At 67.9% G+C, this 20,604-nt stretch carries 22 protein-coding genes; 12 read left to right on the top strand and 10 right to left on the bottom strand.

Translation table 11 applies throughout. The features are described from left to right. Window positions 1-18: 18 nt before the first annotated feature. The 3 genes from HGB39_RS01210 to HGB39_RS01200 form a co-directional block, all read right to left on the bottom strand. The gene (locus HGB39_RS01210; protein WP_247607336.1) at window positions 19-351 is read right to left on the bottom strand and encodes a hypothetical protein; all 333 of its coding nucleotides are present in this window, start codon (window positions 349-351) and stop codon (window positions 19-21) included. 73 nt (window positions 352-424) lie between these two features. Beyond that, on the bottom strand, window positions 425-1,585 hold the full coding sequence (locus tag HGB39_RS01205; protein ID WP_005574992.1) for an alkaline phosphatase family protein: 1,161 nt from the start codon (window positions 1,583-1,585) through the stop codon (window positions 425-427). A gap of 72 nt (window positions 1,586-1,657) precedes the next feature. Next, entirely contained in the window at window positions 1,658-3,016 is a 1,359-nt protein-coding gene (locus HGB39_RS01200; protein WP_005574990.1) for a cytochrome P450, read from the bottom strand. A gap of 86 nt (window positions 3,017-3,102) precedes the next feature. Here HGB39_RS01200 and HGB39_RS01195 point away from each other — a divergent pair, with 86 nt between their 5' ends. Both HGB39_RS01195 and HGB39_RS01190 read left to right on the top strand, forming a co-directional pair. Continuing rightward, on the top strand, window positions 3,103-3,720 hold the full coding sequence (locus HGB39_RS01195) for a TetR/AcrR family transcriptional regulator (RefSeq protein ID WP_005574988.1): 618 nt from the start codon (window positions 3,103-3,105) through the stop codon (window positions 3,718-3,720). Between the two features lie 49 nt (window positions 3,721-3,769). Then, complete coding sequence (locus tag HGB39_RS01190) at window positions 3,770-4,699, top strand: alpha/beta fold hydrolase (RefSeq protein ID WP_005258512.1); 930 nt, start codon at window positions 3,770-3,772, stop codon at window positions 4,697-4,699. A gap of 33 nt (window positions 4,700-4,732) precedes the next feature. Here HGB39_RS01190 and HGB39_RS01185 read toward each other — a convergent pair whose 3' ends face one another. Beyond that, window positions 4,733-5,506 carry a VOC family protein gene (locus tag HGB39_RS01185; RefSeq protein WP_005574986.1) on the bottom strand — a complete coding sequence of 258 codons (774 nt, stop codon included), beginning with the start codon at window positions 5,504-5,506 and terminating at the stop codon, window positions 4,733-4,735. Between the two features lie 111 nt (window positions 5,507-5,617). On the opposite strand from HGB39_RS01185, the gene HGB39_RS01180 reads away from it, so the two are divergent. Beyond that, the gene (locus HGB39_RS01180; RefSeq protein WP_005574985.1) at window positions 5,618-6,904 is read left to right on the top strand and encodes an alpha-hydroxy-acid oxidizing protein; all 1,287 of its coding nucleotides are present in this window, start codon (window positions 5,618-5,620) and stop codon (window positions 6,902-6,904) included. A 4-nt stretch (window positions 6,905-6,908) separates the two neighbouring features. Here the strand turns inward: HGB39_RS01180 and HGB39_RS01175 are convergent, their stop codons facing one another. Both HGB39_RS01175 and HGB39_RS01170 read right to left on the bottom strand, forming a co-directional pair. Continuing rightward, window positions 6,909-7,205, bottom strand: a complete 297-nt coding sequence (locus HGB39_RS01175; RefSeq protein ID WP_005574983.1) for a response regulator transcription factor — start codon at window positions 7,203-7,205, stop codon at window positions 6,909-6,911. A gap of 107 nt (window positions 7,206-7,312) precedes the next feature. After that, complete coding sequence (locus HGB39_RS01170; RefSeq protein ID WP_043794171.1) at window positions 7,313-8,413, bottom strand: GmrSD restriction endonuclease domain-containing protein; 1,101 nt, start codon at window positions 8,411-8,413, stop codon at window positions 7,313-7,315. Window positions 8,414-8,585: 172 nt separating this feature from the next. On the opposite strand from HGB39_RS01170, the gene HGB39_RS01165 reads away from it, so the two are divergent. The 3 genes from HGB39_RS01165 (at window position 8,586) to HGB39_RS01155 (ending at window position 10,644) form a co-directional block, all read left to right on the top strand. Next, a complete protein-coding gene (locus HGB39_RS01165) occupies window positions 8,586-9,578 on the top strand; it encodes an alpha/beta hydrolase (RefSeq protein ID WP_005574980.1) in 993 nt (330 codons plus the stop codon). After that, window positions 9,575-10,036 carry an alternative ribosome rescue aminoacyl-tRNA hydrolase ArfB gene (gene arfB / locus HGB39_RS01160; RefSeq protein WP_005258505.1) on the top strand — a complete coding sequence of 154 codons (462 nt, stop codon included), beginning with the start codon at window positions 9,575-9,577 and terminating at the stop codon, window positions 10,034-10,036. The genes HGB39_RS01165 and arfB overlap by 4 nt, the downstream gene beginning before the upstream one ends. Before the next feature lie 125 nt (window positions 10,037-10,161). Continuing rightward, on the top strand, window positions 10,162-10,644 hold the full coding sequence (locus HGB39_RS01155; RefSeq protein ID WP_005574979.1) for a sigma factor-like helix-turn-helix DNA-binding protein: 483 nt from the start codon (window positions 10,162-10,164) through the stop codon (window positions 10,642-10,644). Between the two features lie 6 nt (window positions 10,645-10,650). Here the strand turns inward: HGB39_RS01155 and HGB39_RS01150 are convergent, their stop codons facing one another. The 4 genes from HGB39_RS01150 to HGB39_RS01135 are packed head-to-tail and all read right to left on the bottom strand — an operon-like array spanning window position 10,651 to window position 12,569. After that, window positions 10,651-11,001, bottom strand: coding sequence for a VOC family protein (locus HGB39_RS01150; protein WP_005574977.1), 351 nt, complete (start codon window positions 10,999-11,001; stop codon window positions 10,651-10,653). 40 nt (window positions 11,002-11,041) lie between these two features. Beyond that, window positions 11,042-11,605, bottom strand: a complete 564-nt coding sequence (locus tag HGB39_RS01145; RefSeq protein WP_005574975.1) for an SRPBCC family protein — start codon at window positions 11,603-11,605, stop codon at window positions 11,042-11,044. Further along, window positions 11,602-11,919 carry an ArsR/SmtB family transcription factor gene (locus HGB39_RS01140; RefSeq protein ID WP_005258499.1) on the bottom strand — a complete coding sequence of 106 codons (318 nt, stop codon included), beginning with the start codon at window positions 11,917-11,919 and terminating at the stop codon, window positions 11,602-11,604. Before HGB39_RS01140 ends, HGB39_RS01145 begins: the two co-directional genes overlap by 4 nt. Window positions 11,920-11,951: 32 nt before the next feature. Continuing rightward, complete coding sequence (locus tag HGB39_RS01135; protein WP_005258497.1) at window positions 11,952-12,569, bottom strand: TetR/AcrR family transcriptional regulator; 618 nt, start codon at window positions 12,567-12,569, stop codon at window positions 11,952-11,954. Window positions 12,570-12,694: 125 nt separating this feature from the next. On the opposite strand from HGB39_RS01135, the gene HGB39_RS01130 reads away from it, so the two are divergent. The 6 genes from HGB39_RS01130 (at window position 12,695) to HGB39_RS01105 (ending at window position 20,591) form a co-directional block, all read left to right on the top strand. Beyond that, window positions 12,695-13,621: an AurF N-oxygenase family protein gene (locus HGB39_RS01130; protein WP_081276598.1), complete on the top strand. Its 927-nt coding sequence runs from the start codon at window positions 12,695-12,697 to the stop codon at window positions 13,619-13,621. Continuing rightward, window positions 13,618-15,429: a DUF4873 domain-containing protein gene (locus HGB39_RS01125; RefSeq protein WP_005574972.1), complete on the top strand. Its 1,812-nt coding sequence runs from the start codon at window positions 13,618-13,620 to the stop codon at window positions 15,427-15,429. Before HGB39_RS01130 ends, HGB39_RS01125 begins: the two co-directional genes overlap by 4 nt. 51 nt (window positions 15,430-15,480) lie before the next feature. Beyond that, window positions 15,481-16,623, top strand: coding sequence for an XdhC family protein (locus HGB39_RS01120; RefSeq protein WP_054246503.1), 1,143 nt, complete (start codon window positions 15,481-15,483; stop codon window positions 16,621-16,623). A gap of 76 nt (window positions 16,624-16,699) precedes the next feature. Then, window positions 16,700-17,605 carry an FAD binding domain-containing protein gene (locus tag HGB39_RS01115; RefSeq protein ID WP_005566273.1) on the top strand — a complete coding sequence of 302 codons (906 nt, stop codon included), beginning with the start codon at window positions 16,700-16,702 and terminating at the stop codon, window positions 17,603-17,605. 2 nt (window positions 17,606-17,607) lie between these two features. Next, window positions 17,608-18,192, top strand: a complete 585-nt coding sequence (locus HGB39_RS01110) for a (2Fe-2S)-binding protein (RefSeq protein ID WP_005258492.1) — start codon at window positions 17,608-17,610, stop codon at window positions 18,190-18,192. Beyond that, window positions 18,189-20,591: an aerobic carbon-monoxide dehydrogenase large subunit gene (locus HGB39_RS01105; RefSeq protein WP_005566271.1), complete on the top strand. Its 2,403-nt coding sequence runs from the start codon at window positions 18,189-18,191 to the stop codon at window positions 20,589-20,591. The genes HGB39_RS01110 and HGB39_RS01105 overlap by 4 nt, the downstream gene beginning before the upstream one ends. The last annotated feature ends 13 nt before the right edge of the window (window positions 20,592-20,604 follow it).

Raw genomic sequence — 20,604 nt, 5'->3', positions numbered from 1 at the left:
TGGTATCGACCCGACGCACTAGATAATGCGGGTGTCGCAGCCGTTGCGCCCGAGGTCGACCGACACGTTGTCGGTCCAGCTGGCACCGAACAGTTCCCGGTCGTATCCCGTCTTGGGTGCCCGGCCCTTCACCTCGAGGGTGGACAGCTGGGCGAACGCCATCTGTATCTGTTGTGCGTCAGTGACTTCCGAGGGCGCGACCGGTCCGGTTCCGGCGGCGAGGGTGTCGTCGGGGTCGGGCGAGAGCATCGTGACGAGTACGACGACGAGCAGCCCGGCGAGGATCCAGGGCCACTTGGTGCGGATGGTCGTGATGATGGAGCCGGTGTTCGGTACCGCAGAGCGGGGCATGAATCTCTCCTGAAATCAACGCTGTTCGTCATTTCTATCAGGAGTGGCCCCACGGGCCGGTGATCGGCCCGGGTTACGTGGTGGCGCCCCGCAGCAGGGGAATCAGCAACTCGTCGTCGGTGAGGGCGCCGTGTTGCCCGGGGAGGGCGGACAGCCTCGACTCCGCCTTGCGCCGGACCACCGCGACGCCGCCCTGGGCGATGGCGACGACGTCGCCGATGCGGCCCTGGACCTCGGATCGCACGGCCGGCCCGAACAGTCCCGCGGTGACGGCCTCGTCGCGCGTGCCGATCCACATGCGGTGTCCCAGTTCGTTCCGCCACCGGGCGGCGACGTCGTGCCCGGCTCCGGCTCGGGTGTGGACGTGCCTGCACCGGGGTTCGCCGGCGAGCGCCACCACGTCGTCCGACAGGGCGGGAGTGGCATCGAAGTCGATCTTGTCGGCGTCGTCGACGGTGACCATGCCGTGGTCGGCGGTGACGTACAGCGTGGTGTCGGGTTGTGCCGCGGCGAGTCCCGCGGCGAGCTTCTCGACGAGCCGGTCGACGAGCGCGACCTGGTGTAGCCAGGATTCGGATCCCGGTCCGTAAATGTGCCCGAGCGTGTCGATTTCGCTGAGGTAGCAGTAGGTGAGGGTCCGTTCGCCTCCCCGGGCCGCGGTGACGACGTGCGCGATCAGGTCACCGTACGCGTGTATTCCTGTGAACGTGCCGCCGCGGAGGACGGCGCGGGTGAGCCCGGACCCGTCGAACTTCGCGGGAACCACGGTCGTGCACGTGATGCCCGCTGCCGCGGCGCGTTCGAACACGGTCGGTACGGGCTGGACGACCTCGGGCACCAGGCGGGTGAGTTCATCGCCCTTGTGGCCCGCGCGCCACGACAGCCAGTTGAGCGTGCCGCGGACCTCACGAACGTATGACTGGTAGCCGGTGATGCCGTGACCGCCGGACGGCAACCCCGTGCCGAACGACGCGATGCTGGTGGCGGTCGTGGTGGGGAAGCCCGCCCGGATCGGCCGTCCGGTCAGGCTGTCGAGGAACGGGGCGTGGTCGCGGTGGCGACGCAGCAATGTCCAGCCGAGGCCGTCGATCAAGAACACCACGGTGTGCCTGCTGTCCGGCAGGTGCAGCCGGTTGGGTTCGCCGGCAACGCCGAGTGCGGCGAGGACGGACGGCATCAGGGCAGATAGTGTCGGCTGCGAATAGACGTCGAGCGGGGGCGCCGTAACGGTCATGACTTCCACTATGGTGGATCGGCTCAGGCTGCACTTGGGATATCGGCTCAGCCCGCAATGTCGAGAGTCGGCTCAGCCGACACGGTGGTACAGGTCCACGGGCTGGCCGTCGGAGGGAAAGGGCAGCGAGGTGTAGTTGAGCGGGGCGACGTAGCCGGGGCTCACCTGCCAGTCGAATCGCCGCAGCAGGTGATGCATGACCGTCTTGATTTCGGCTCCCGCGAAGTGCATCCCCAGGCATTTGTGCACGCCGCCGCCGAACGGCTCCCACGCGAACCGGTGAACCTTGTCCTCGCGGCGTTCGGGTGCGAACCGTTCGGGGTCGAACCTCTCCGGATCGGGCCAGTACTCGGGCATGTGATGGGTGAAGTGCACGACCACCGACATGTACGTGCCCCGGGGGATGTAGTGGCCGAGCACCTCGGTGTCCGCGACCGCGCGGCGGGCGACCACCGGGACCGGCGGAACGAGGCGCAGGCATTCCTTCATGACGAGGTCGAGGTCGGTCAGTTCGTCGAGTTGACCGTAGGTCGGGGTGGACGTGCCCAGTGCCGCCGACTGCCGCCTGCACCGCTCCTGCCAGTCGGGGTGCTGACCGAGGTACTGCATCATCGTCGACAGCGTGATGGTGGATGTGTCGTGCGCCGCCATCAGCAGGAAGATCATGTGGTTGACGACGTCGTCGTCGCTGAACCGTTGCCCGTCTTCGGATTCGATGTGGCACAGCGCGGAGAACAGGTCGTCGCCGGCACCCGCTCGCCGCGCGGGCAGGTAGCGGCGGAAGAACTCCTCGAGTCGTGCGCGCCCGTCGATGCCGCGCTTCCACCGCGTTCCGGGCAGGGGATACCGCACCACCGACGTGGCGGCCTGCACGCTGTCGATGAACGCCTTGTTGATCTCGGCCATCTCCCGGGGCGTCGACCCCTCGGCGCCGCCCATGAAGATGCTCGTGGCGAGATCGAGTGTCAGCTCCTTGAGCGCGGGGTACGCGGCGAAGCCCGGGGTGGGCTGCCAGCCGTCGAGCCCCTCCTCGACGGCCGGATGGAGTGCCTCGGTATAGCGCGACAGCCGGTCCCGGGTGAAGGCCTGCTGCATGATTCGCCGGTGGGCGAGGTGTTCGTCGCCGTCGAGGAGCATCAGCCCGCGGTGGAAGAACGGCCCGATCAGCACGCTCCACCCGTCGCTGTTGACGAAGGCTCGGTCCTTGTTCTGCAGCACCGTCTGGCAGCCGTCCGGTCCGAGCACGGTGACCCACCGCTTGCCGGCCATGCTCAGCCACGACACGGGGCCGTAGCGATCCCAGCGACTCTGCAGCAGTCCCATCGGGTCGCGGAAATAGTCCAGCGAGTGTCCGATGACGGGGAATCCGGCATTGCCCGAGATGGGTTGCAAGGTGCTTTGCGGTGGGGGAGCAGCGAGAACTTTGGGCATCGGCCCTCCTCGTGGCGTATGTGACAGGACCCTCTGTCAGATGTGTGTAGTGTGCGTCACACCTGCGGGTCTGTCAACATCGAGTCATGAGTCAGCCGGCGCGCCAGTACCGCGGTCGAAGTTCGGAGGAACGCGCCGCGGACCGTCGCGCGCGACTGCTCGAGGCGGGACTGCAGGTGTTCGGCACCGTCGGCGGCGAGAAGGCGACCATGACCGCGATCTGCGCCGAGGCGAAACTGACGGAACGCTATTTCTACGAGAGCTTCCACAGCCGGGACGACCTGCTGGTGCAGGTGATCGAGGGCATTGCCGCGGAGATCGCGGAGGCGACGCGGGTCACCCTCCAGACCGTGACCGGCGACCCCGAGGTGCGGGCGCGGGCCGCGATCTCGACGTTCGTCGAGATCCTGACGGCGGACCCGCGGAAAGGGCGGGTGTCGATCATCGAATCGGCGGGCGCCGAACCGCTGCGGACGCGTCGGCGTGAATTGTTGCGGGCGTTCGCCCTGCTGGTCGCGGAGGAATCGAAGGAACTCTACGGCGACCGGGCGTGGTCGTCGCCGCAGGACGAGATCACCGCGCTGCTGTTCGTGGGTGGGCTCGCGGAGCTCATGACGGCGTGGCTGAACGGCGAGATCGAGGTGTCTCCCGAGCAGATCGTCGATGCCGCGACCTACCAGTTCACGTCCACCGCACACCGCTGAGCGGGTCCCGGGCGGAAACGTGACGGGTGTCACGTGCGAAGCTGTGGGCATGGTGGATATCGCACGCCCGCAGTTGGAGGGCACGGTCGCGGTAGGCGAGGGGCGTCGGCTCGGCTTCGCGGAGTTCGGTTCGGCACAGGGCAGGGCGGTGTTCTGGCTGCACGGCACGCCCGGAGCGCGGCGGCAGGTGCCGATGGAAGCGCGCGCGTTCGCCGAACGCGAGCACGTCCGGCTGATCGGAATCGACCGGCCGGGGGTCGGGTCGTCGACGCCGCACCGGTACGGCGCCGTGATCGACTTCGCCGAAGACCTGCGGACGGTCGCCGACACGCTGGGCATCGATCAGATGGCCGTGGTCGGCCTGTCCGGAGGCGGCCCCTACACGCTGGCCGCGGCGTACGCGATGCCCGACCGCGTGGTCGCGACCGGCATCCTCGGGGGTGTCGCGCCGACGAAGGGTCCCGACGCGATCCGCAGCGGGCTGATGGATCTCGCCGTCCTGGCGGCTCCGGTGCTGTCGGCGGGCGGTGTTCCCGTCGGGTTGGCGGCGAGTTCCGTGATCAGGCTGGCGAGGCCGTTCGCGTCGCCGATCATCGACCTGTACGGGCGGCTGTCGCCGGAGGGCGACCGCCGTCTGCTTGCGCGGCCGGAGTTCAAGGCGATGTTCCTCGACGATCTGCTCAACGGCGGCCGTAAGCAGCTCAGTGCACCGTTCGCCGACCTCGTCCTGTTCGCGCGGGACTGGGGATTCCGGGTGAACGCGGTGAAGACCCCGGTGCGGTGGTGGCACGGCGACTGCGACCACATCATTCCGCTCCGGCACGGGCAGCACATGGTGTCGCTTCTTCCCGACGCCGAGTTCCACACGATGCACGGGGAAAGCCATCTCGGGGGCCTGGGCATGTCCGAGGAGATTCTCCGCTCGCTCCTCGACATCTGGGACGCCAAGGAGGCGCAGGCGCCGTTCGGCCCGGTGTGACGGTGGCGCGGTCTGCACGCCACCGTCGCCGGGTCAGGACTGCAGGGTCGTGATCTGGAACGTGGCGCCGAGGGGGTCGGCGACGGACGCGAGCCGCCCGAACGGTGTGTCCTCCGGTTCGCGCCGAACGCTGCCGCCCAGTTCGGTCACCTTCGCGACCGCCGCGTCCGTGTCGTCGACGCCGATGTAGAACTGCCAGAACGAGGGGACGCCTTCGGGCAGGAACGAGTCGGCGTCCATGACTCCGGCCACCGTGCGGTCGCCGAGGTCGGCCCGCGAGTACCGGAATTCGTCCGTGTCGCCGAGAGCTCGATAGGTCCAGCCGAAGACGTCCGCGTAGAAGGAGAGCGCCGCCGCGTAGTTCCGCGACAGCGTTTCGTGCCAGACGGGCGCGCCGGGTTCGTCCACGAGACCGAAGCCGCCGTGTCGATCGGCCTGCCACACGCCGATGACGGCGCCGGCGGGATCGCCGAGGATGGCCATCGTGCCCTGGTCGCCCACGGTCATCGCGGGCATCATCACCTGCCCGCCCGCCTCGGCCGCCTTCGCGGCGGTGGCCTCCGCGTCCTCGGACGCGATGTAGGTGGTCCACACGTTGCCGTACGGGTTGCCCTGTTGTTGCGGACCAAGGCCCGCAATGGGTTTGCCGTTCTTGCTGAAGATGGAGTACCCGCCGTACTGCGGATCCTCGTTGGTGTCGGACCTCCACCCGAACAGCCCGGTGTAGAACGGAATGACCTGTTGGGGGTCGGAACTGGTGAGATCGATCCAGCAGGGAGCGCCGGTGAGGGACGGGCGGTCGGGCATCGCGGTCTCCTAGGGCATGGTCGGGGCAGCGCGCGGTGTGGTGCCGGTCACAAACCTACGCGTCCCGACGACCTGCCGTCGGTTCGCGACGCGCTGTGGAAGACTCGGCGCATGTCTGCGAGCGAGAACCAGGACAGCCCGGGCCGGGCCCGCCAGAATCTGATCTACCGCGACGGCGTCCTCGGCCGCACACCCTCCGTTCCCACCGATTTCGACACGCTGGAGCGACGCGCGCGGAGGAAGATGAGCGCGAAGGGGTGGGCGTACGTCCACGGCGGCGCGGGGCTGGGTCGCACGATGCAGGCCAACCGCGACGCGTTCGACAAGTGGCAGATCGTTCCCCGGGTGCTGCGCGACGTCTCGAAGCGCGACATCGGCGTCGAGTTGTTCGGGCGCAGGATTCCGGCCCCGGTCCTGCTCGCCCCGGTGGGTGCCGCCGAACTGGCCAGCCCCGAGGCGGATGTGGCGATCGCCGCTGCTGCCGCCGAACTGGGTGTGCCGTACATCTTCTCCAACCAGGGCTGTGCACCGATGGAGGAGAGCGCCGCGGCGATGGGCGACGCGCCCCGGTGGTTCCAGTTGTACTGGAGCACCGACGACGATCTCGTCGACAGCCTGCTCCAGCGCGCCGAGAACATTCGTGCGGACGCCGTCGTCGTCACCCTCGACACGACCATGCTCGGCTGGCGCCCGGAAGACCTCAACCTCGGCTCGCTGCCCTTCGCGCAGGGCCAGGGGATCGCGCAGTACACGTCCGATCCGGTGTTCCGCCGGATCGTGCACGAGCGGATCAAGGCTGCCGCCGGCAAGGCGGACGTCGAGGTGACGCTCGGCGCGATCCGGTCACTGGTGTCGATGACTCGGCGCTTCCCGGGCCGCTTCCTCGACAACCTGCGGTCGCCGGAACCGCGGGCCGCCGTGGAGACGTTTCTCGACATCTACTCCCGGCCGTCGTTGAGCTGGGCCGATATCGAGACCCTCCGCAGCAGGACGTCGCTGCCGGTCCTCCTCAAGGGCGTGCTGCACCCGGACGACGCCAGGCGCGCGCTCGATGCCGGGGTCGACGGCATCGTCGTGTCGAATCACGGTGGGCGGCAGGTGGACGGCAGCGTGTCGTCGCTGGACGCGCTCGTGGACATCGCGCCCGTCGTGGACGGCAGGCTGACGCTGCTCCTCGACAGCGGAATCCGCACGGGAGCCGATGTCTTCAAGGCCCTCGCGCTGGGTGCGGACGCGGTGACGCTCGGCCGGCCCCACCTGTACGGCCTGGCCCTCGCAGGTCAGGCCGGTGCGCGGGACGCCACGGCCAACGTGATCGCCGAGTTCGACCTCACGATGGGGCTCAGTGGCGTGACGTCGGTGGCCGAGATCGACCGGGACGCCCTGCGCAGGGCGTAGGCCGTCAGAGTTCGGCGATCGTGATGATCCCGTCCTGAAGGGCCCGCACCAGCAGCGCCGTCTTGGTGGATGCGTCACGTCCGACCAGCGCGTACTTCTCGCGGATGCGGGTCAGGTGCGTGTTGACCGTTCCGAGCGCGATGTGGAGGTCGGCGGCGACGGCGAGCTTGGAGTCGCCGCGCAACCAGTGGCGGAGAACCTCGATTTCGCGCGCCGACAACGCCGGCTTCGGATACGTGCGGGCGACTGCCGGTTCGTCCGTGTGTGGGGGGTGCCCGAGTGCGTCGGGTGCAGTGGTCATGCCGATCTCATCTTTCTGACATGTACGAAAGCGCTACAGGTACCCGACGTCCCTGCAGGCAATTCAGGTTAACTGGTGACGGCGGCGTGTGTCGCGCCAGGCCCGGATCAGCTCTCACAGCCGACGCCGTCGCCGTCGCGATCGAGGTGGGTGCCGTAGCCCGGCTCGCCCAGGTGGACCGGCGCGGCACCGGCCGCCTTGGCGGCCAAACAGTTCTTGTAGTAGACGTCGCTCGGCGGTGCCGTGTCGACGAACGGGACGGGTGCGGGCGCGGGTGCCGGAGCGGGAACGGGTGCGGGTGCTGGTGCTGGGACCGCTTCCGGGACCGTGGCGGTGCTCGGGGCGGGAGCGACGGCAGGCGTCGCGGCCCCGCAGTCCTGGAGAACCCGGGCGATCGCATCGTGCTCGGCCTGGGTCACCCACAGCCCGTACGCGGCCTTCACCTCCACCTGATCGGCCACGTAGGTGCACCGGTAGCCCTTGTTCGGGGGCAGCCAGGTTGCGGCATCGCCATCCGATTTCTGCTGGTTAGTGGGGCCGTCGACAGCTTTCAGGTTCCGCGGATCGTTGGCGAAGTTCACGCGGGTCACGGTGTCGAGCTGCTGCGCCCCCTTCTGCCAGGCGTCGGACAGCGCGACGACGTGATCGATCTGTACGGCATTCGACGTGCCCTCACCGCGGACGAAGGAGATGGTGTTGCCCGTGTACGGGTCGAGCAGCGTTCCGGTCTGTACCGCGCAGTCGCGGGTGCCCGGCTTGAACACGATCTGTTCGAGGTCGCGCCCGAGGATGTCGTTCCGCGTGTCGCACCCGTTGTGGCCGCCCTCGACCGTGACGTCGTCGGTCCACGCCTGGCCGAAGAGATCCCGGTCGTAGCCGGTCTTCGGTGCGCGCCCCTTGATCTCGAGTTCGGCGAGTTGCTGCAGCGCGGCGGTCGCGTCGGCGCCGCCGACGGCGGCGGGTTCGACCGGCGAGAGGGCGAGCGCAGACGAAACCGGAACCGGTGTCGACGAACTCGACGCGGCACGCACGGTCGTCGTATCGGCGACCGTGGGAGTCACGGACGCGGATACTGCTGTGGCCTGGGCCGATTGGTCGTCCTGTCCGGGGCTGAGGAATGAGACCGTGGCCACGACTACGACGATCCCGGCGGTAATCCAGGGCCACTTCTTGCGGGTGGCAGGTGGTGAGGGCGGGGGAAGCGTCATGCCGGTCCTTCAATGAACGTGGGGGGTCGGATGTTCATCGCGCGGAAGGGCTCTTCCGTTACTCGGCATCGCGGGAACTGTTAGCATGCCCGGGACCGGAATTCGTGCGGGTGGAGGGCGGTACACGGTCGTGACACGACAGATCTTTCGGGGGAAATTGCGAACAGCGGCCGTGACGGCCGTGACCGTGGTCTCTCTCTGCCTCGGTGGCACCGGTGCGGCGGCCGCCGATCCGATCGTCGACACCGGTCAGGCGCTCGGTTCCGCGGTGGCGCCGAACGGGTCGACGCTCGATCACGTCACCGTGATCGATCCGAGACACCTGACGTTGCACGTCTTCTCGGCGTCGATGCAGCGGGTCGTTCCGGTGTACGTGCAGCGCCCCGCCGACACGAGCGTGCCGAGGCCGACGCTGTACTTCCTCGACGGTCAGGTCCGTCGGGAGAAGACCGATGTCGAAGAGTTCCTGGCCGGCCAGAACGTGAATGTCGTCAGCCCGTCCGGCGGCGAGAACGCGTATTGGACGGACTGGAAGAGCCCCGACCCGGTGATGGGGGTGAACAAGTGGAAGACCTTTATGACTCAGGAACTTCCGCCGGTCGTCGATGCGGCCCTCGGCACCAACGGAGTCAACGCGCTCGCCGGCATGTCACGGGTGGGTACCGCCGCGCTGCAGTTGGCGATCGCCGCCCCCGGCTTGTTCCGTGGCGTGGCCGCCTACAGCGGTTGCGCTCTGACCAGTGATCCGCTCGGTCAGCTCTTCATCAAGATCACCATGGACAACTACGGCTACGGCAACCCGGCCAACATGTACGGCGAGGCGGACGATCCGGCGTGGGCGGCGAACGATCCCTACGTTCACGCCGCCGAACTGCGCGGAACGGAACTGTTCCTCTCCAACGGCAACGGTCTGCCGGGGCGCCACGAGACCCTGGACGGCCCCGGGATCGACGGGAACGTCGCTACGCTCGCGCGTCAGATCTACGCGGGTGGTCCCATCGAAGCGGTGACCAACTACTGCACCCATCGATTCACGGATCGCCTGGGGGAAATGGGAATACCTGCAACCGCGAGTTTCCGTAACTCGGGTACACACTCGTGGGGGTACTGGCAGGACGACCTGCACGATTCCTGGCCGGTGCTGGCCCGGGCGCTGGGAGTGTGAGCGACGTTCCTCCGGTGTTTCCCGGTGGCGAGGTCACCGACGACCTCGAGATCACGCGGTCGCTCGTCGTTCCGGCCGCCGAGTTGCAGTGGCGGTTCTCCCGCGCCGGCGGTCCCGGCGGTCAGGGAGTCAACACCACGGACTCGCGGGTGGAGTTGCGGGTGAACCTGTGGACGTTGTCGACGCTGTCGCCGTCCCAGCTCGAACGCATGCAGGTTGCTCTGGGGCACAGGCTCATTGACGGGGTGGTCACCGTGACGGCGTCCGAAACCCGTTCGCAGCTGCGCAATCGGCGCGCGGCGCGGGCCCGGATGGCAGCGTTGTTGCGCGCGGCGGTCCTCGCCGAAACCCGTACCCGGCGTCCGACCAAGGCGACCAAGGGTTCGCACCGACGAAGGCTCGACGCCAAGAAGCAACGCGGCCAGACCAAGAACCTGCGGAGGAAGCCGGACATGTAGGTGGTTTCACGCACCGGGAAATGGGGAATCTCCCGGATGTGTTGACCCCTGGTGTGCCGGAGGATGAGTACGGAAGCGCCGTGACGGATGACCGGAGGCGGCGAGGTCGGGGGATCGAGGGCAACATGAGTGTGCTTGACGAGGAATTACATTCGGCAGCGACGGCCGCCGCGGCGGGGGATCGCGAGGCGGTCGAGCGAGTGATGACGACGCTGTGGCCGCAGGTAGTGCGCTATTGCCGTACCCGCGTGGGGAATTCGACGCAGGTCACGCGGCCGGCCGACGAGGTGGCGCACGAAGCGCTGCTCGCGGTCGCGCGCGGACTTCCGGCTCTCGCTCGCAGTGACCATCCTGTCCGCGAGGTGTATCGCGTCGTGAGCCGGACCGTTTCGGATGTGCACGGCGGATCGGCCGGAAGTCCCGACGTTCCGGCGGAAGTGGCCGGACTGCTGCACCATCTCGACGCCACGGCCCGGGAGATCGTTCTGCTGCGGGTCATCGACGGGCTGTCCGTGCACGACACCGCGGGCCTCCTCGGCCTCCCGGTGGGCCGGGTCCTCGTCGTGCAGCACGAGGCGCTGCGGACCCTGCGGGCGAAGGTGGCCTGACCGGGGTCAGCGCCGGCCGGACAGGACGCAGAACTCGTTGCCCTCGGGATCGGCGAGCACCACCCAACTCTGCTCGCCCTGACCGACATCCGCGTGCCGGGCGCCGAGCCCGAGAAGCCGCGCGACCTCGGCCTGCTGATCGTCGGGCCGGAAGTCGAGATGCAGCCGATTCGGAGTTCGTTTCCGATCCGGAACGGCCACGAACAGGATTTCCGGGTGGCTGTCGGCCCGGGGCCGGATGTGGACGTCGCCGTCGGAGTCGGTCACGGCGCCCCAGCCCAGGGCCTCGGCCCACCAGCGTCCCAGGGCTGTCGGATCGAGAGCGTTGACCACCACGGCTTCCCATTGCAGTCCCATGCGTCAACGGTACGGCGAGCGGTTGGCGCGCGTCACGGATTCACTGCAGCGTCGGATCGACCGGTTCGACGCCGAGGCGTTCGGAGTACTGCTCGTTGAGTTCGCGCCAGCCGTAGTTCATCGCCTCGGCACCGACGATCGGTCCGATCGGATTGCCGTCGAGCAGGGCGTCGGCGACGTCGAGGCACATGTGCCACCCGGCGGCCGTCATCGCCGCGGTGTGCTGGTCGTCGACCGTGTGGCGCAGGGTCAGTCGCGTGCCGGCGTCGGTTTCGTCGATCGTCCAGAGCAGGACGTCGTCGCCCCAGGCGTGTTCGAGGACGTGAGGTGAGTCGGCCCGGGTCACGGTGCCGTCGAGTTCGGTGCGATTCTGCCCGTCGACCATGATCAGGGTCGCGGGACCGACAGTTCCGAGGTTCCGGTCCGCGGTGTACGGCGCCCACAGCGGAAGTTCGCCGGGGTCGGTGAGCGCGGTCCACAGCGCCGACGGCGAGTGGGTGAACTCGCGAACGAAGGTGAGGGCCCATCGGGTGCCGTCGGGTCGTGCTTCGACGTGCCGCAGTGGGCCGGGGCGGTAGTCGCGTCGTGCGTCTGACTCGGTCATGACGGGGTCTCCTTCGAATCGAGGTGCCGCTCCAGCGCATCGAGGTGATGCGTCCACAGCCGGCGGTAGGGCTGCAGCCACGCGTCGAACTCGTCGAACGGTTCGCGGTGCAGGCTGTAGATGCGTTGCTGGGCCGCGGTGCGGCAGGTGACGAATCCGGCCTGTCGCAGCACCCGCAGGTGTTTGGACACGGTCGGCTGGGGCAGTGCGAGCTGGTCGACGAGTTCGCCGACACTGGCGTGGCCGGCCCGCAGCTGTTCGAGGATCCTGCGCCTCTGCGGTTCGGCGACCACGGTGAACACATCCGGTGCCATGGTGTGAGTATGCTCCTACGCGTATATACGCGTCAAGGAATATGAACGTCCGGTTGTGGCATGAACGCGATCGACAGCAGGGATCGGACGAACTCGCGCAGAGCCCGCTCGTCGGACGTGTCCACGATCCCCTCCGTGATGATGAGCGAGCCGATGATGCGGAACGCCCACTCGGAGATGGCGATGGGGCTCACGCCCGACAGTTGGTCGGGAGAGAACAGGCGCTCGAAATGGGGGGTCAGCAGTTGCGCCCCGAGTTCGATCATCGGCTTCGCCTTGACCGTGAACCAGGGAAGTACCACCTCGGGGTCGTCGCGCAAGCCCTTCTGCAGCAACCGGTGTTCGCGTGCGTACTGGACGGCGAACACGACGGCGTCGACGAATCGCACCTGGAGTCGGCTCTGCCGTCCTCGCAGCACCGGGTCGAGCACGACGAAGAATCGCGAGATCTCCCGCTGGAAGAGGGCGTCGAGGATGGCGGACTGGTCGCCGACGTATTTGTAGAGCGTGGGCCGGGACAGTCCTGCCCGCTCGGCGATGACCGCGTGAAGCCGGGTGCTGTAGCCGAGTTCGATCAGGCATTCCTCGGCCGCATCGAGGATCCGTTCCCGGAGTTCGCCGGGGGTCGGTGTCGTCGGCTGCGTCCTCACGGCCCTGATTGTGCTGTTCGGGTGGGGTGGGTGCAAACAGAAGCCGCAAATGTGAACTCGAGTCACAGATAACCATTGACCTACGTCACACCCGGGTTTACGTTTTACCTATAAACGGCAACGAGATGGAATCGCGCTCGATGAAGGGAACAGCGATGTCTCAGCGTTCACACACGATCGCCCGGGAAGAAGTCGCCGGCCGGCTCCTCGCGGGCTCCGTCAAGCGTTCGTACGCTCCCGTCGTCGACATCGACTGGGACGCGCCCCTCGACGACGGCAAGTACTTCCTGCCGCCGCAGGTCCTGTCCCTGTGGGGAACCGAGATGTGGGACCGGATGAGCGAGGCGCAGCGCATCGAGCTGTCCCGGCAGGAATCGGCGAACATCCTCAGCGTCGGAATCTGGTTCGAGAACATTCTCAACCAGGCGCTCCTGCGCGCGCTGCTGCACAACGACCCGAGCTCGCTGCACACCCGGTACATGCTCACCGAGATGGGCGACGAGTGCAGGCACATGACGATGTTCGGGCGCGCCATCGAGCGGATGGGCGCCAAGCCCTTCCAGCTCCGGTGGTATCAGGCAGTCGTGGTCAACCTGCTGCCCAAGACGTTTCGCGGGACCATGCTGTGGGTGGCCGCGCTGATCGGTGAGGAGATCTTCGACGCCACGCAGCGGCGAGTCCTCGAGGACCCGCAATTGCAGCCGATGATTTCCCGGCTGATGCGGATCCACGTCACCGAGGAGTCCCGGCACATCCGATTCGCGCGCGAGGGGGTGCGTCGCCGCGTCGCAGGAGGCCACCGGATCGACCGGCTGTGGGTCGGAACGCTGCAGGGGATCGGCGGCCCGCTGTTCCAGCGGCTGTTCACCAACCCGGCCATGTACGAGCGGGCCGGACTGGATCCGAAGGAGGCGCGTCGACAGGCGCTGGCAAATCCGAACTTTCGCGAGAATCAACGACGCGGGTTCGAGTCGCTGGCCGCGTTCCTCGAGGAGAACGGTCTGATGCGAGCGACGTCCCGCGCGCTGTGGCGGCGCGGAGGATTCCTGTGACACCCGGGGTCGCGGAGCCGGACGTCCTCGTCGTCGGCACCGGATTCGCCGGATTGTGTATGGCGATCAAGCTGAAGGAGGCGGGGGAGGAGAACTTCGTCGTCCTCGAGAAAGCCGATCGGGTGGGCGGGACGTGGCGGGAGAACACGTATCCCGGGTGCGGTTGCGACGTGATGTCGCTGATGTACTCGTTCTCCTTCGCGCCCAACCGGAAATGGACGCGAATGTACGCGCGGCAACCCGAGATTCTCGACTACATCGAACGGGTGGTCCGCGACTACGATCTGGCACCGCACATCCGGTTCGGCTCCGAAGTGATCTCCTACGAGTTCGACGAGAGAACGGACCGGTGGCGGGTGGAGACCAGGTCAGGTTCCGTCTACCGGCCGCGGATCGTCGTCGCCGGTCCGGGCCCACTGCACAAACCCAGCGTCCCGGATCTTCCCGGCCGGAAGTCGTTCTCGGGTGCGGCATTCCATTCCGCCGAGTGGGATCACTCGGTCGACCTGACCGGTAAGCGGGTGGCGGTCGTCGGCACCGGAGCCAGTGCCGTGCAGTTCGTTCCCGAGGTCGCGAAGACGGCCGCGCAGGTCGACGTCTTCCAGCGGACTCCGCACTGGATCCTGCCGAAGTTGGACCGCCCGATCACGGCCGGGGAGAAGGCGGTGTTCAATGCCGTTCCCGGAGTCCAGAAGGCCTACCGCGGTGCGATCTACTGGAGTCACGAATCGCTGATCGCCGGGTTCCTGCACCCGCGGCTGATGACGGTGCTGGAGTCGGCAGCCCGGGGTCTGCTGCGCAGGCAGGTGCGTGATCCCGAACTGCGCGCCACCCTGACCCCCGACTACACCATCGGCTGCAAGCGGATTCTGGTGTCCAGCAATTTCTACCCGGCCCTGCAACGCGGGAACGTCGATCTGGTCACCTCGGGCATCTCGGAGGTCACCGAGCGCGGGATCCGCACCGAGGACGGAACGATGCACGAGGCGGACGTCATCGTCTACGGCACCGGTTTCGCCGTCGGCGACCGGTTCGAGAACGAGCACATCGTGGGCCGGCGCGGGCTGACGATCCAGCGGGCGTGGCGCGACGGCATGGAGGCGTACCTCGGTGTCGCGGTCGCGGGGTTCCCGAATTTCTTCCTCATGATGGGGCCGAACTCCGGTGGCGGCAATCAGTCGATCGTCTTCGTCATCGAGGCCCAGGCGCACTACGTCACCCGATGCCTGGCGCTGATGAAGAGACGCGACGCGACGCGGATCGAGGTGCGTGCGGGCGCGCAGCGCGAATTCAACCGGGTGGTCCACCGCAAACTCGCGCGCTCGGTGTGGAATTCGGGTGGTTGCGACAGCTGGTACCTCGATTCCACCGGCCACAATCGGGCGGCGTGGCCCGGGTCGAGTGCCGCCTACTGGCGGCGCATGCGCAACCCCGACGATCGGCACTTCGAGCTGAGTTCGCTCGCCGAGCGCGAGGACGACACGGAATACCGCGGGCCCGGCGTGCTCACGTCCGGCGACCTGGCGGTGGCCGTCGAGATCTTTCTGAACGGTCACATCGAACCGGTGGACGGCCTCTACCACTGGTACGGCCGCGTCGTCGGCGACGGCGTCGACGCGGCGAAACGGCGCAACCGCGCCCCGTTGTTCCTCACGATCGGGGACGGTCCGGACGTGCCCGCGGCGCTCGCGGAGCGCGACCCGTGGGGCCACTACCGGATCTCCGGGGTGGGGACGCCACCGTTCCCCCTGACGCCGGTCGAAGTCGAGGTTCCCGTCTCCCGGGCCAAACTCGCCTCGGCGGAATAGGCTTGTAGCTGAGCGTGTATCACACGTCGGACTCGAGCGGGAAGGGTGCTGATGCGCGACGTGCTGGCGGACCTGATGGCGGTGTGGACCGCGGGTGGGACGGCGGGTGTCGGAACGGTGGTCCGCACGTTCCGCTCCGCGCCGCGACCGCCGGGGGCGTCGATGGTCGTGGCGCCCGACGGCAGCGCGTCCGGTTCGGTGTCCGGCGGGTGCGTCGAGGGAGCGGTCTACGAACTCGCATCCGAGGTCACGACGTCCGGCACGCCGGTGCTGCAGCGGTACGGGATCAGCGACGAGAACGCGTTCGAGGTGGGTCTCACCTGCGGTGGAATCATCGACATCTTCGTCGAGCCCGTGTCGCGGGACAATTTTCCGGAGCTCGGTGAGATCGCCCGGGACATCGAGAACCACCTGCCGGTCGCGGTGGCCACCGTCGTGGCGCACCCCGATGCGGCTCGGGTGGGGCGCCGGCTGGTCGTCCGGCCCGAGCACGTGAGCGGTTCGCTCGGCTCGGACCGGGCCGATTCCGCGGTCACCGACGACGCCCGGGGCCTCCTGGCAGCGGGCGGTAGCACGGTCCTGACGTACGGAACCGACGGTCAGCGTCGCGGCGAGGGCATGGAGGTGTTCGTCGCCAGTTACGCGCCGAGGCCGCGCATGCTCGTGTTCGGGGCCATCGACTTCGCTGCCGCGGTGGCCCGGCAGGGCGCCTTCATGGGATACCGGGTGACGGTCTGCGACGCCCGTCCGGTGTTTGCGACGCACGCGCGGTTCCCGACGGCCGACGAGGTGGTGGTGGATTGGCCGCACCGGTATCTCGCTGCCCAGGCCGAGGCCCAGGCGATCGACGGCCGGACCGTGATCTGTGTGCTCACCCACGACCCCAAGTTCGACGTTCCTCTCCTCGAGACGGCGCTGCGCCTCCCGGACGTCGCCTACATCGGTGCCATGGGATCACGCAGAACGGACCTGGACCGGCGCGAACGCCTGCGCGAGGCCGGTCTGACCGACACCGAGCTCGACCGGCTGTCGAGCCCCATCGGCCTGGACATCGGCGCCCGGACACCCGAGGAGACGGCCGTGTCCATCGCCGCCGAGATCATCGCCCGCCGGTGGGGTGGCACGGGGCGCCCGCTGGCGGAGTCGAGCGGTCGGATCCACCACGAGGAACCCGTCGATTTCTGCGTCGACTAGGGCGGTTCACCCGGGGTTGACGGACCGTCGGTTCTTGCGGAGGCTGAGAGCATCCACGTTTGTGAGGTAGGTCATAATGCAAGTACCAGGATCCTTCGAATACGAGCGTGCCACGGGCGTCGAGGACGCCATCGCCCTGCTCGACCGGCTGGGCGACGAAGCCCGCCTCGTCGCAGGCGGCCACAGCCTGCTCCCCATGATGAAACTTCGCCTCGCCAATCCCGAGTACCTCATCGACATCAACGACCTCGAGGGCGAACTCGGCTACATCACGACCGAGCGGTCGAGGCTGCGGATCGGTGCGATGACGCGGCACCGCCGGCTGCTCGAATCGGACGAGCTCGCGGCGGCGTTCCCACTCTTCCGTGACGCGGAGAAGGTGATCGCCGACCCGGTGGTCCGCAACCGCGGGACCATCGGCGGATCTCTGTGCCAGGCCGATCCGGCCGAGGATCTCACCACTGTCTGCTCTGTTCTCGACGCCACCTGCGTGGTGCGCGGGCCCGGTGGGCGCCGCGAGATCCCCATGTCCGAGTTCCTCGTCGGACCGTACGAGACGGCGCTCGCACACAACGAGATGCTCATCGAGATCGTGATACCGGTCCACGGTCACAGCTCCAGTGCGTACGCCAAGGTCGAACGGCGGACCGGAGATTGGGCGGTCACCGCGGCCGGAGCGGCCGTCACGGTGGAGGGCGGCGAGATCGCCCGGGCCGCTGTCGGCCTGACCGCGGTCAACCCGGATCCGTCCGGACTCTCGGATGTCGCCGACTACCTGACCGGACGTCCCCCGTCCGAGGAGGCGTTCGCCCAGGCCGGGCGGATGGCCGCGCAGGCCTGCGAGCCCGTCGCGGACGCACGCGGCACCGTCGACTACAAACGCCATCTCGCATCCGAACTCACGATCCGCACACTCCGTACAGCGGTCGACCGGGTGCTCCGCAGCGACGTGGAGCACGAGCCGACCGGAGAAGAGGCATAGCCATGCAGGTGAACATGACCGTCAACGGCGAGGCAGTGAGCGCCGAGGTGGAACCGCGCATGCTGCTGGTCCATTTTCTCCGCGACCAGCTGGGCCTGACCGGGACCCATTGGGGCTGCGATACCAGCAACTGCGGCACGTGCGTCGTCACCGTGGACGGCGATCCGGTGAAGTCGTGCACGATGCTCGCCGCGATGGCGAGCGGGCACGACGTCCGCACGGTCGAGGGCCTCGAACACGACGGCGAACTCGATCCCGTCCAGCAGGGCTTCATGCAGTGCCACGGACTGCAGTGCGGGTTCTGCACCCCCGGCATGATGATGACGGCGCGGGCACTGCTCGACCGGGAGGAGAGCCCGGACGAGGCCACGATCCGGGAAGCGATCTCCGGGCAGATCTGTCGCTGCACCGGGTACACCACGATCGTGCGCTCGATCCAGTGGGCGGCGGACCATCGGGCGGGCGAGGCCGCCGAGCCGGAACCGGCCGGCGACTTCGACGCGGAGGTCCAGGAGGACAAGACACGGGGCGCCGAGGGCGCACCGATGACAGTCGAGGAACACGCACCCACCGGAAGTGCATCATGACCACCGTCGAATCCCGTCCGCCGTCGGGCGGCGCCGACATCGTCGACAACGACAAGAAGCCCTGCGGCCACGGTCGCATGTTGCGCAAGGAGGACCCCCGCTTCATCCGGGGGCTCGGAAATTACGTCGACGACATCACCCTCCCCGGCATGCTGCACCTGGCGATCCTGCGGTCGCCGGTCGCGCACGCGCGGATCGTGAGCATCGATACCACTGCGGCGCAGGAACACCCGAAGGTGACGGCAGTGGTGACGGGCGCCGACCTCGCCGCGAAGAACCTCGCCTGGATGCCGACGCTGTCCAACGACGTGCAGGCCGTGCTGGCCACCGACAAGGTGCGTTTCCAGGGCCAGGAGGTGGCGTTCGTCATCGCCGAGGACCGGTATTCGGCCCGGGACGCGCTGGAACTGATCGACGTCGAATACGACATGCTCGATCCCGTCGTCGACGCGCGCGCCGCGCTCTCGCCCGATGCGCCGGTGATCCGCGACGACCTCGAAGGCAAGACGGACAATCACTGCTTCGACTGGGAGACAGGCGATGCCGCCGCGACCGAGGCCGTGTTCGCGAAGGCGGACGTGGTGGTGAAGCAGGAGATCGTCTACCCCAGGGTGCATCCGGCGCCGATGGAGACGTGCGGTGCGATCGCCGACGTCGACCGGGTGTCCGGCAAGCTCACCCTGTACACCACGTCGCAGGCCCCGCACGCGCACCGGACGATCTACGCCTTGGTCTCCGGGATCCCGGAGCACAAGATCCGGGTGGTGTCTCCGGACATCGGCGGCGGATTCGGTAACAAGGTCCCGATCTACCCGGGATACGTGTGTGCGATCGTGGCGTCGCTCGTGACGGGCAAACCGGTGAAGTGGATGGAGGATCGCAGCGAGAACCTGATGAGCACGGGCTTCGCACGCGACTACATCATGGTCGGCGAGATCGCGGCGACCAGCGAGGGCAAGATCCTCGCGATCCGCACGAAGGTGTTGGCGGATCACGGTGCGTTCAACGGCACGGCGGCCCCGGTGAAATATCCGGCCGGTTTCTTCGGCGTCTTCACCGGTAGCTACGACATCGAGGCCGCGCACTGCGCGATGACGGCGGTGTACACGAACAAGGCGCCCGGCGGGGTGGCGTACGCCTGCTCGTTCCGCATCACGGAGGCCGTGTATCTGGTCGAGCGGCTCGTCGACTGCCTGGCGTTCGATCTGAAGATGGATCCGGCGGAACTGCGGCTGAAGAATCTGCTGAGGCCGGAACAGTTCCCGTACACCAGCAAGACCGGGTGGGTGTACGACTCTGGCGACTACGAGACCACCATGCGCAAGGCCATGGACATGATCGGCTACCAGCAGTTGCGCGAGGAGCAGAAGGAACGCCGCGAACGCGGCGAGCTGATGGGAATCGGCATGTCGTTCTTCACCGAAGCCGTCGGTGCCGGACCCCGGAAGGACATGGACATCCTGGGCCTGGGCATGGCCGACGGCTGCGAACTGCGCGTCCACCCGACGGGCAAGGCCGTCGTGCGGTTGTCGGTGCAGACCCAGGGGCAGGGTCACGAGACGACGTTCGCGCAGATCGTGGCGGAGGAACTGGGGATCCCACCGGACGACATCGACGTCGTGCACGGCGACACCGACAACACGCCGTTCGGGCTCGGCACGTACGGCAGCCGGTCGACACCGGTGTCGGGGGCGGCCGCGGCGCTGGTGGCCCGCAAGGTGCGGGACAAGGCGAAGATCATCGCCTCGGGCATGCTCGAGGCCTCGGTCGCGGATCTGGAATGGGAGAAGGGCGAATTCCATGTGAAGGGCGATCCCTCGGCCAAGGTGACCATCCAGGACATCGCGATGCGGGCACACGGCGCCGGCGACCTGCCGGAGGGCATCGAAGGCGGACTCGACGCGCAGATCTGTTACAACCCCGAGAATCTGACGTACCCCTACGGCGCGTACTTCTGCGTCGTCGACATCGATCCCGGCACCGCCGTGGTGAAGGTGCGGCGGTTCCTCGCCGTCGACGACTGCGGCACCCGCATCAACCCGATGATCATCGAGGGGCAGGTCCACGGCGGCATCGTCGACGGCATCGGCATGGCACTCATGGAGATCATCGAGTTCGACGAGGACGGCAACTGCCTCGGCGGATCACTGATGGATTACCTGATCCCCACCGCGCTCGAGGTTCCGAAGCTCGAGACCGGATTCACCGTGACCCCGTCGCCGCACCACCCGATCGGCGCGAAGGGCATCGGCGAGTCCGCGACGGTCGGATCGCCCCCGGCCGTGGTGAACGCTGTCGTGGATGCGCTCGCCCCGTTCGGTGTCCGGCACGCCGACATGCCGCTCACCCCGTCCCGGGTGTGGGAGGCCATGCAGGGCCGCGCGACACCCCCGATCTGAATGTCGCCCGTCG

It is taken from the genome of Rhodococcus opacus, from assembly GCF_012396235.1.
GTDB lineage: Bacteria > Actinomycetota > Actinomycetes > Mycobacteriales > Mycobacteriaceae > Rhodococcus_F > Rhodococcus_F opacus.
Note: the sequence above shows the minus strand (reverse complement) of the source record. Positions and strands in the feature narration are given on the sequence as shown.

Bases quoted from the DNA above. Each gene is read 5' to 3' on its own strand.
- HGB39_RS01210 (WP_247607336.1), bottom strand. From the start codon at position 351: ATGCCCCGCTCTGCGGTACCGAACACCGGCTCCATCATCACGACCATC.
- HGB39_RS01205 (WP_005574992.1), bottom strand. From the start codon at position 1,585: ATGACCGTTACGGCGCCCCCGCTCGACGTCTATTCGCAGCCGACACTA.
- HGB39_RS01200 (WP_005574990.1), bottom strand. From the start codon at position 3,016: ATGCCCAAAGTTCTCGCTGCTCCCCCACCGCAAAGCACCTTGCAACCC.
- HGB39_RS01195 (WP_005574988.1), top strand. From the start codon at position 3,103: ATGAGTCAGCCGGCGCGCCAGTACCGCGGTCGAAGTTCGGAGGAACGC.
- HGB39_RS01190 (WP_005258512.1), top strand. From the start codon at position 3,770: ATGGTGGATATCGCACGCCCGCAGTTGGAGGGCACGGTCGCGGTAGGC.
- HGB39_RS01185 (WP_005574986.1), bottom strand. From the start codon at position 5,506: ATGCCCGACCGCCCGTCCCTCACCGGCGCTCCCTGCTGGATCGATCTC.
- HGB39_RS01180 (WP_005574985.1), top strand. From the start codon at position 5,618: ATGTCTGCGAGCGAGAACCAGGACAGCCCGGGCCGGGCCCGCCAGAAT.
- HGB39_RS01175 (WP_005574983.1), bottom strand. From the start codon at position 7,205: ATGACCACTGCACCCGACGCACTCGGGCACCCCCCACACACGGACGAA.
- HGB39_RS01170 (WP_043794171.1), bottom strand. From the start codon at position 8,413: ATGACGCTTCCCCCGCCCTCACCACCTGCCACCCGCAAGAAGTGGCCC.
- HGB39_RS01155 (WP_005574979.1), top strand. From the start codon at position 10,162: ATGAGTGTGCTTGACGAGGAATTACATTCGGCAGCGACGGCCGCCGCG.
- HGB39_RS01150 (WP_005574977.1), bottom strand. From the start codon at position 11,001: ATGGGACTGCAATGGGAAGCCGTGGTGGTCAACGCTCTCGATCCGACA.
- HGB39_RS01145 (WP_005574975.1), bottom strand. From the start codon at position 11,605: ATGACCGAGTCAGACGCACGACGCGACTACCGCCCCGGCCCACTGCGG.
- HGB39_RS01140 (WP_005258499.1), bottom strand. From the start codon at position 11,919: ATGGCACCGGATGTGTTCACCGTGGTCGCCGAACCGCAGAGGCGCAGG.
- HGB39_RS01130 (WP_081276598.1), top strand. From the start codon at position 12,695: ATGGAATCGCGCTCGATGAAGGGAACAGCGATGTCTCAGCGTTCACAC.
- HGB39_RS01120 (WP_054246503.1), top strand. From the start codon at position 15,481: ATGCGCGACGTGCTGGCGGACCTGATGGCGGTGTGGACCGCGGGTGGG.
- HGB39_RS01115 (WP_005566273.1), top strand. From the start codon at position 16,700: ATGCAAGTACCAGGATCCTTCGAATACGAGCGTGCCACGGGCGTCGAG.
- HGB39_RS01110 (WP_005258492.1), top strand. From the start codon at position 17,608: ATGCAGGTGAACATGACCGTCAACGGCGAGGCAGTGAGCGCCGAGGTG.
- HGB39_RS01105 (WP_005566271.1), top strand. From the start codon at position 18,189: ATGACCACCGTCGAATCCCGTCCGCCGTCGGGCGGCGCCGACATCGTC.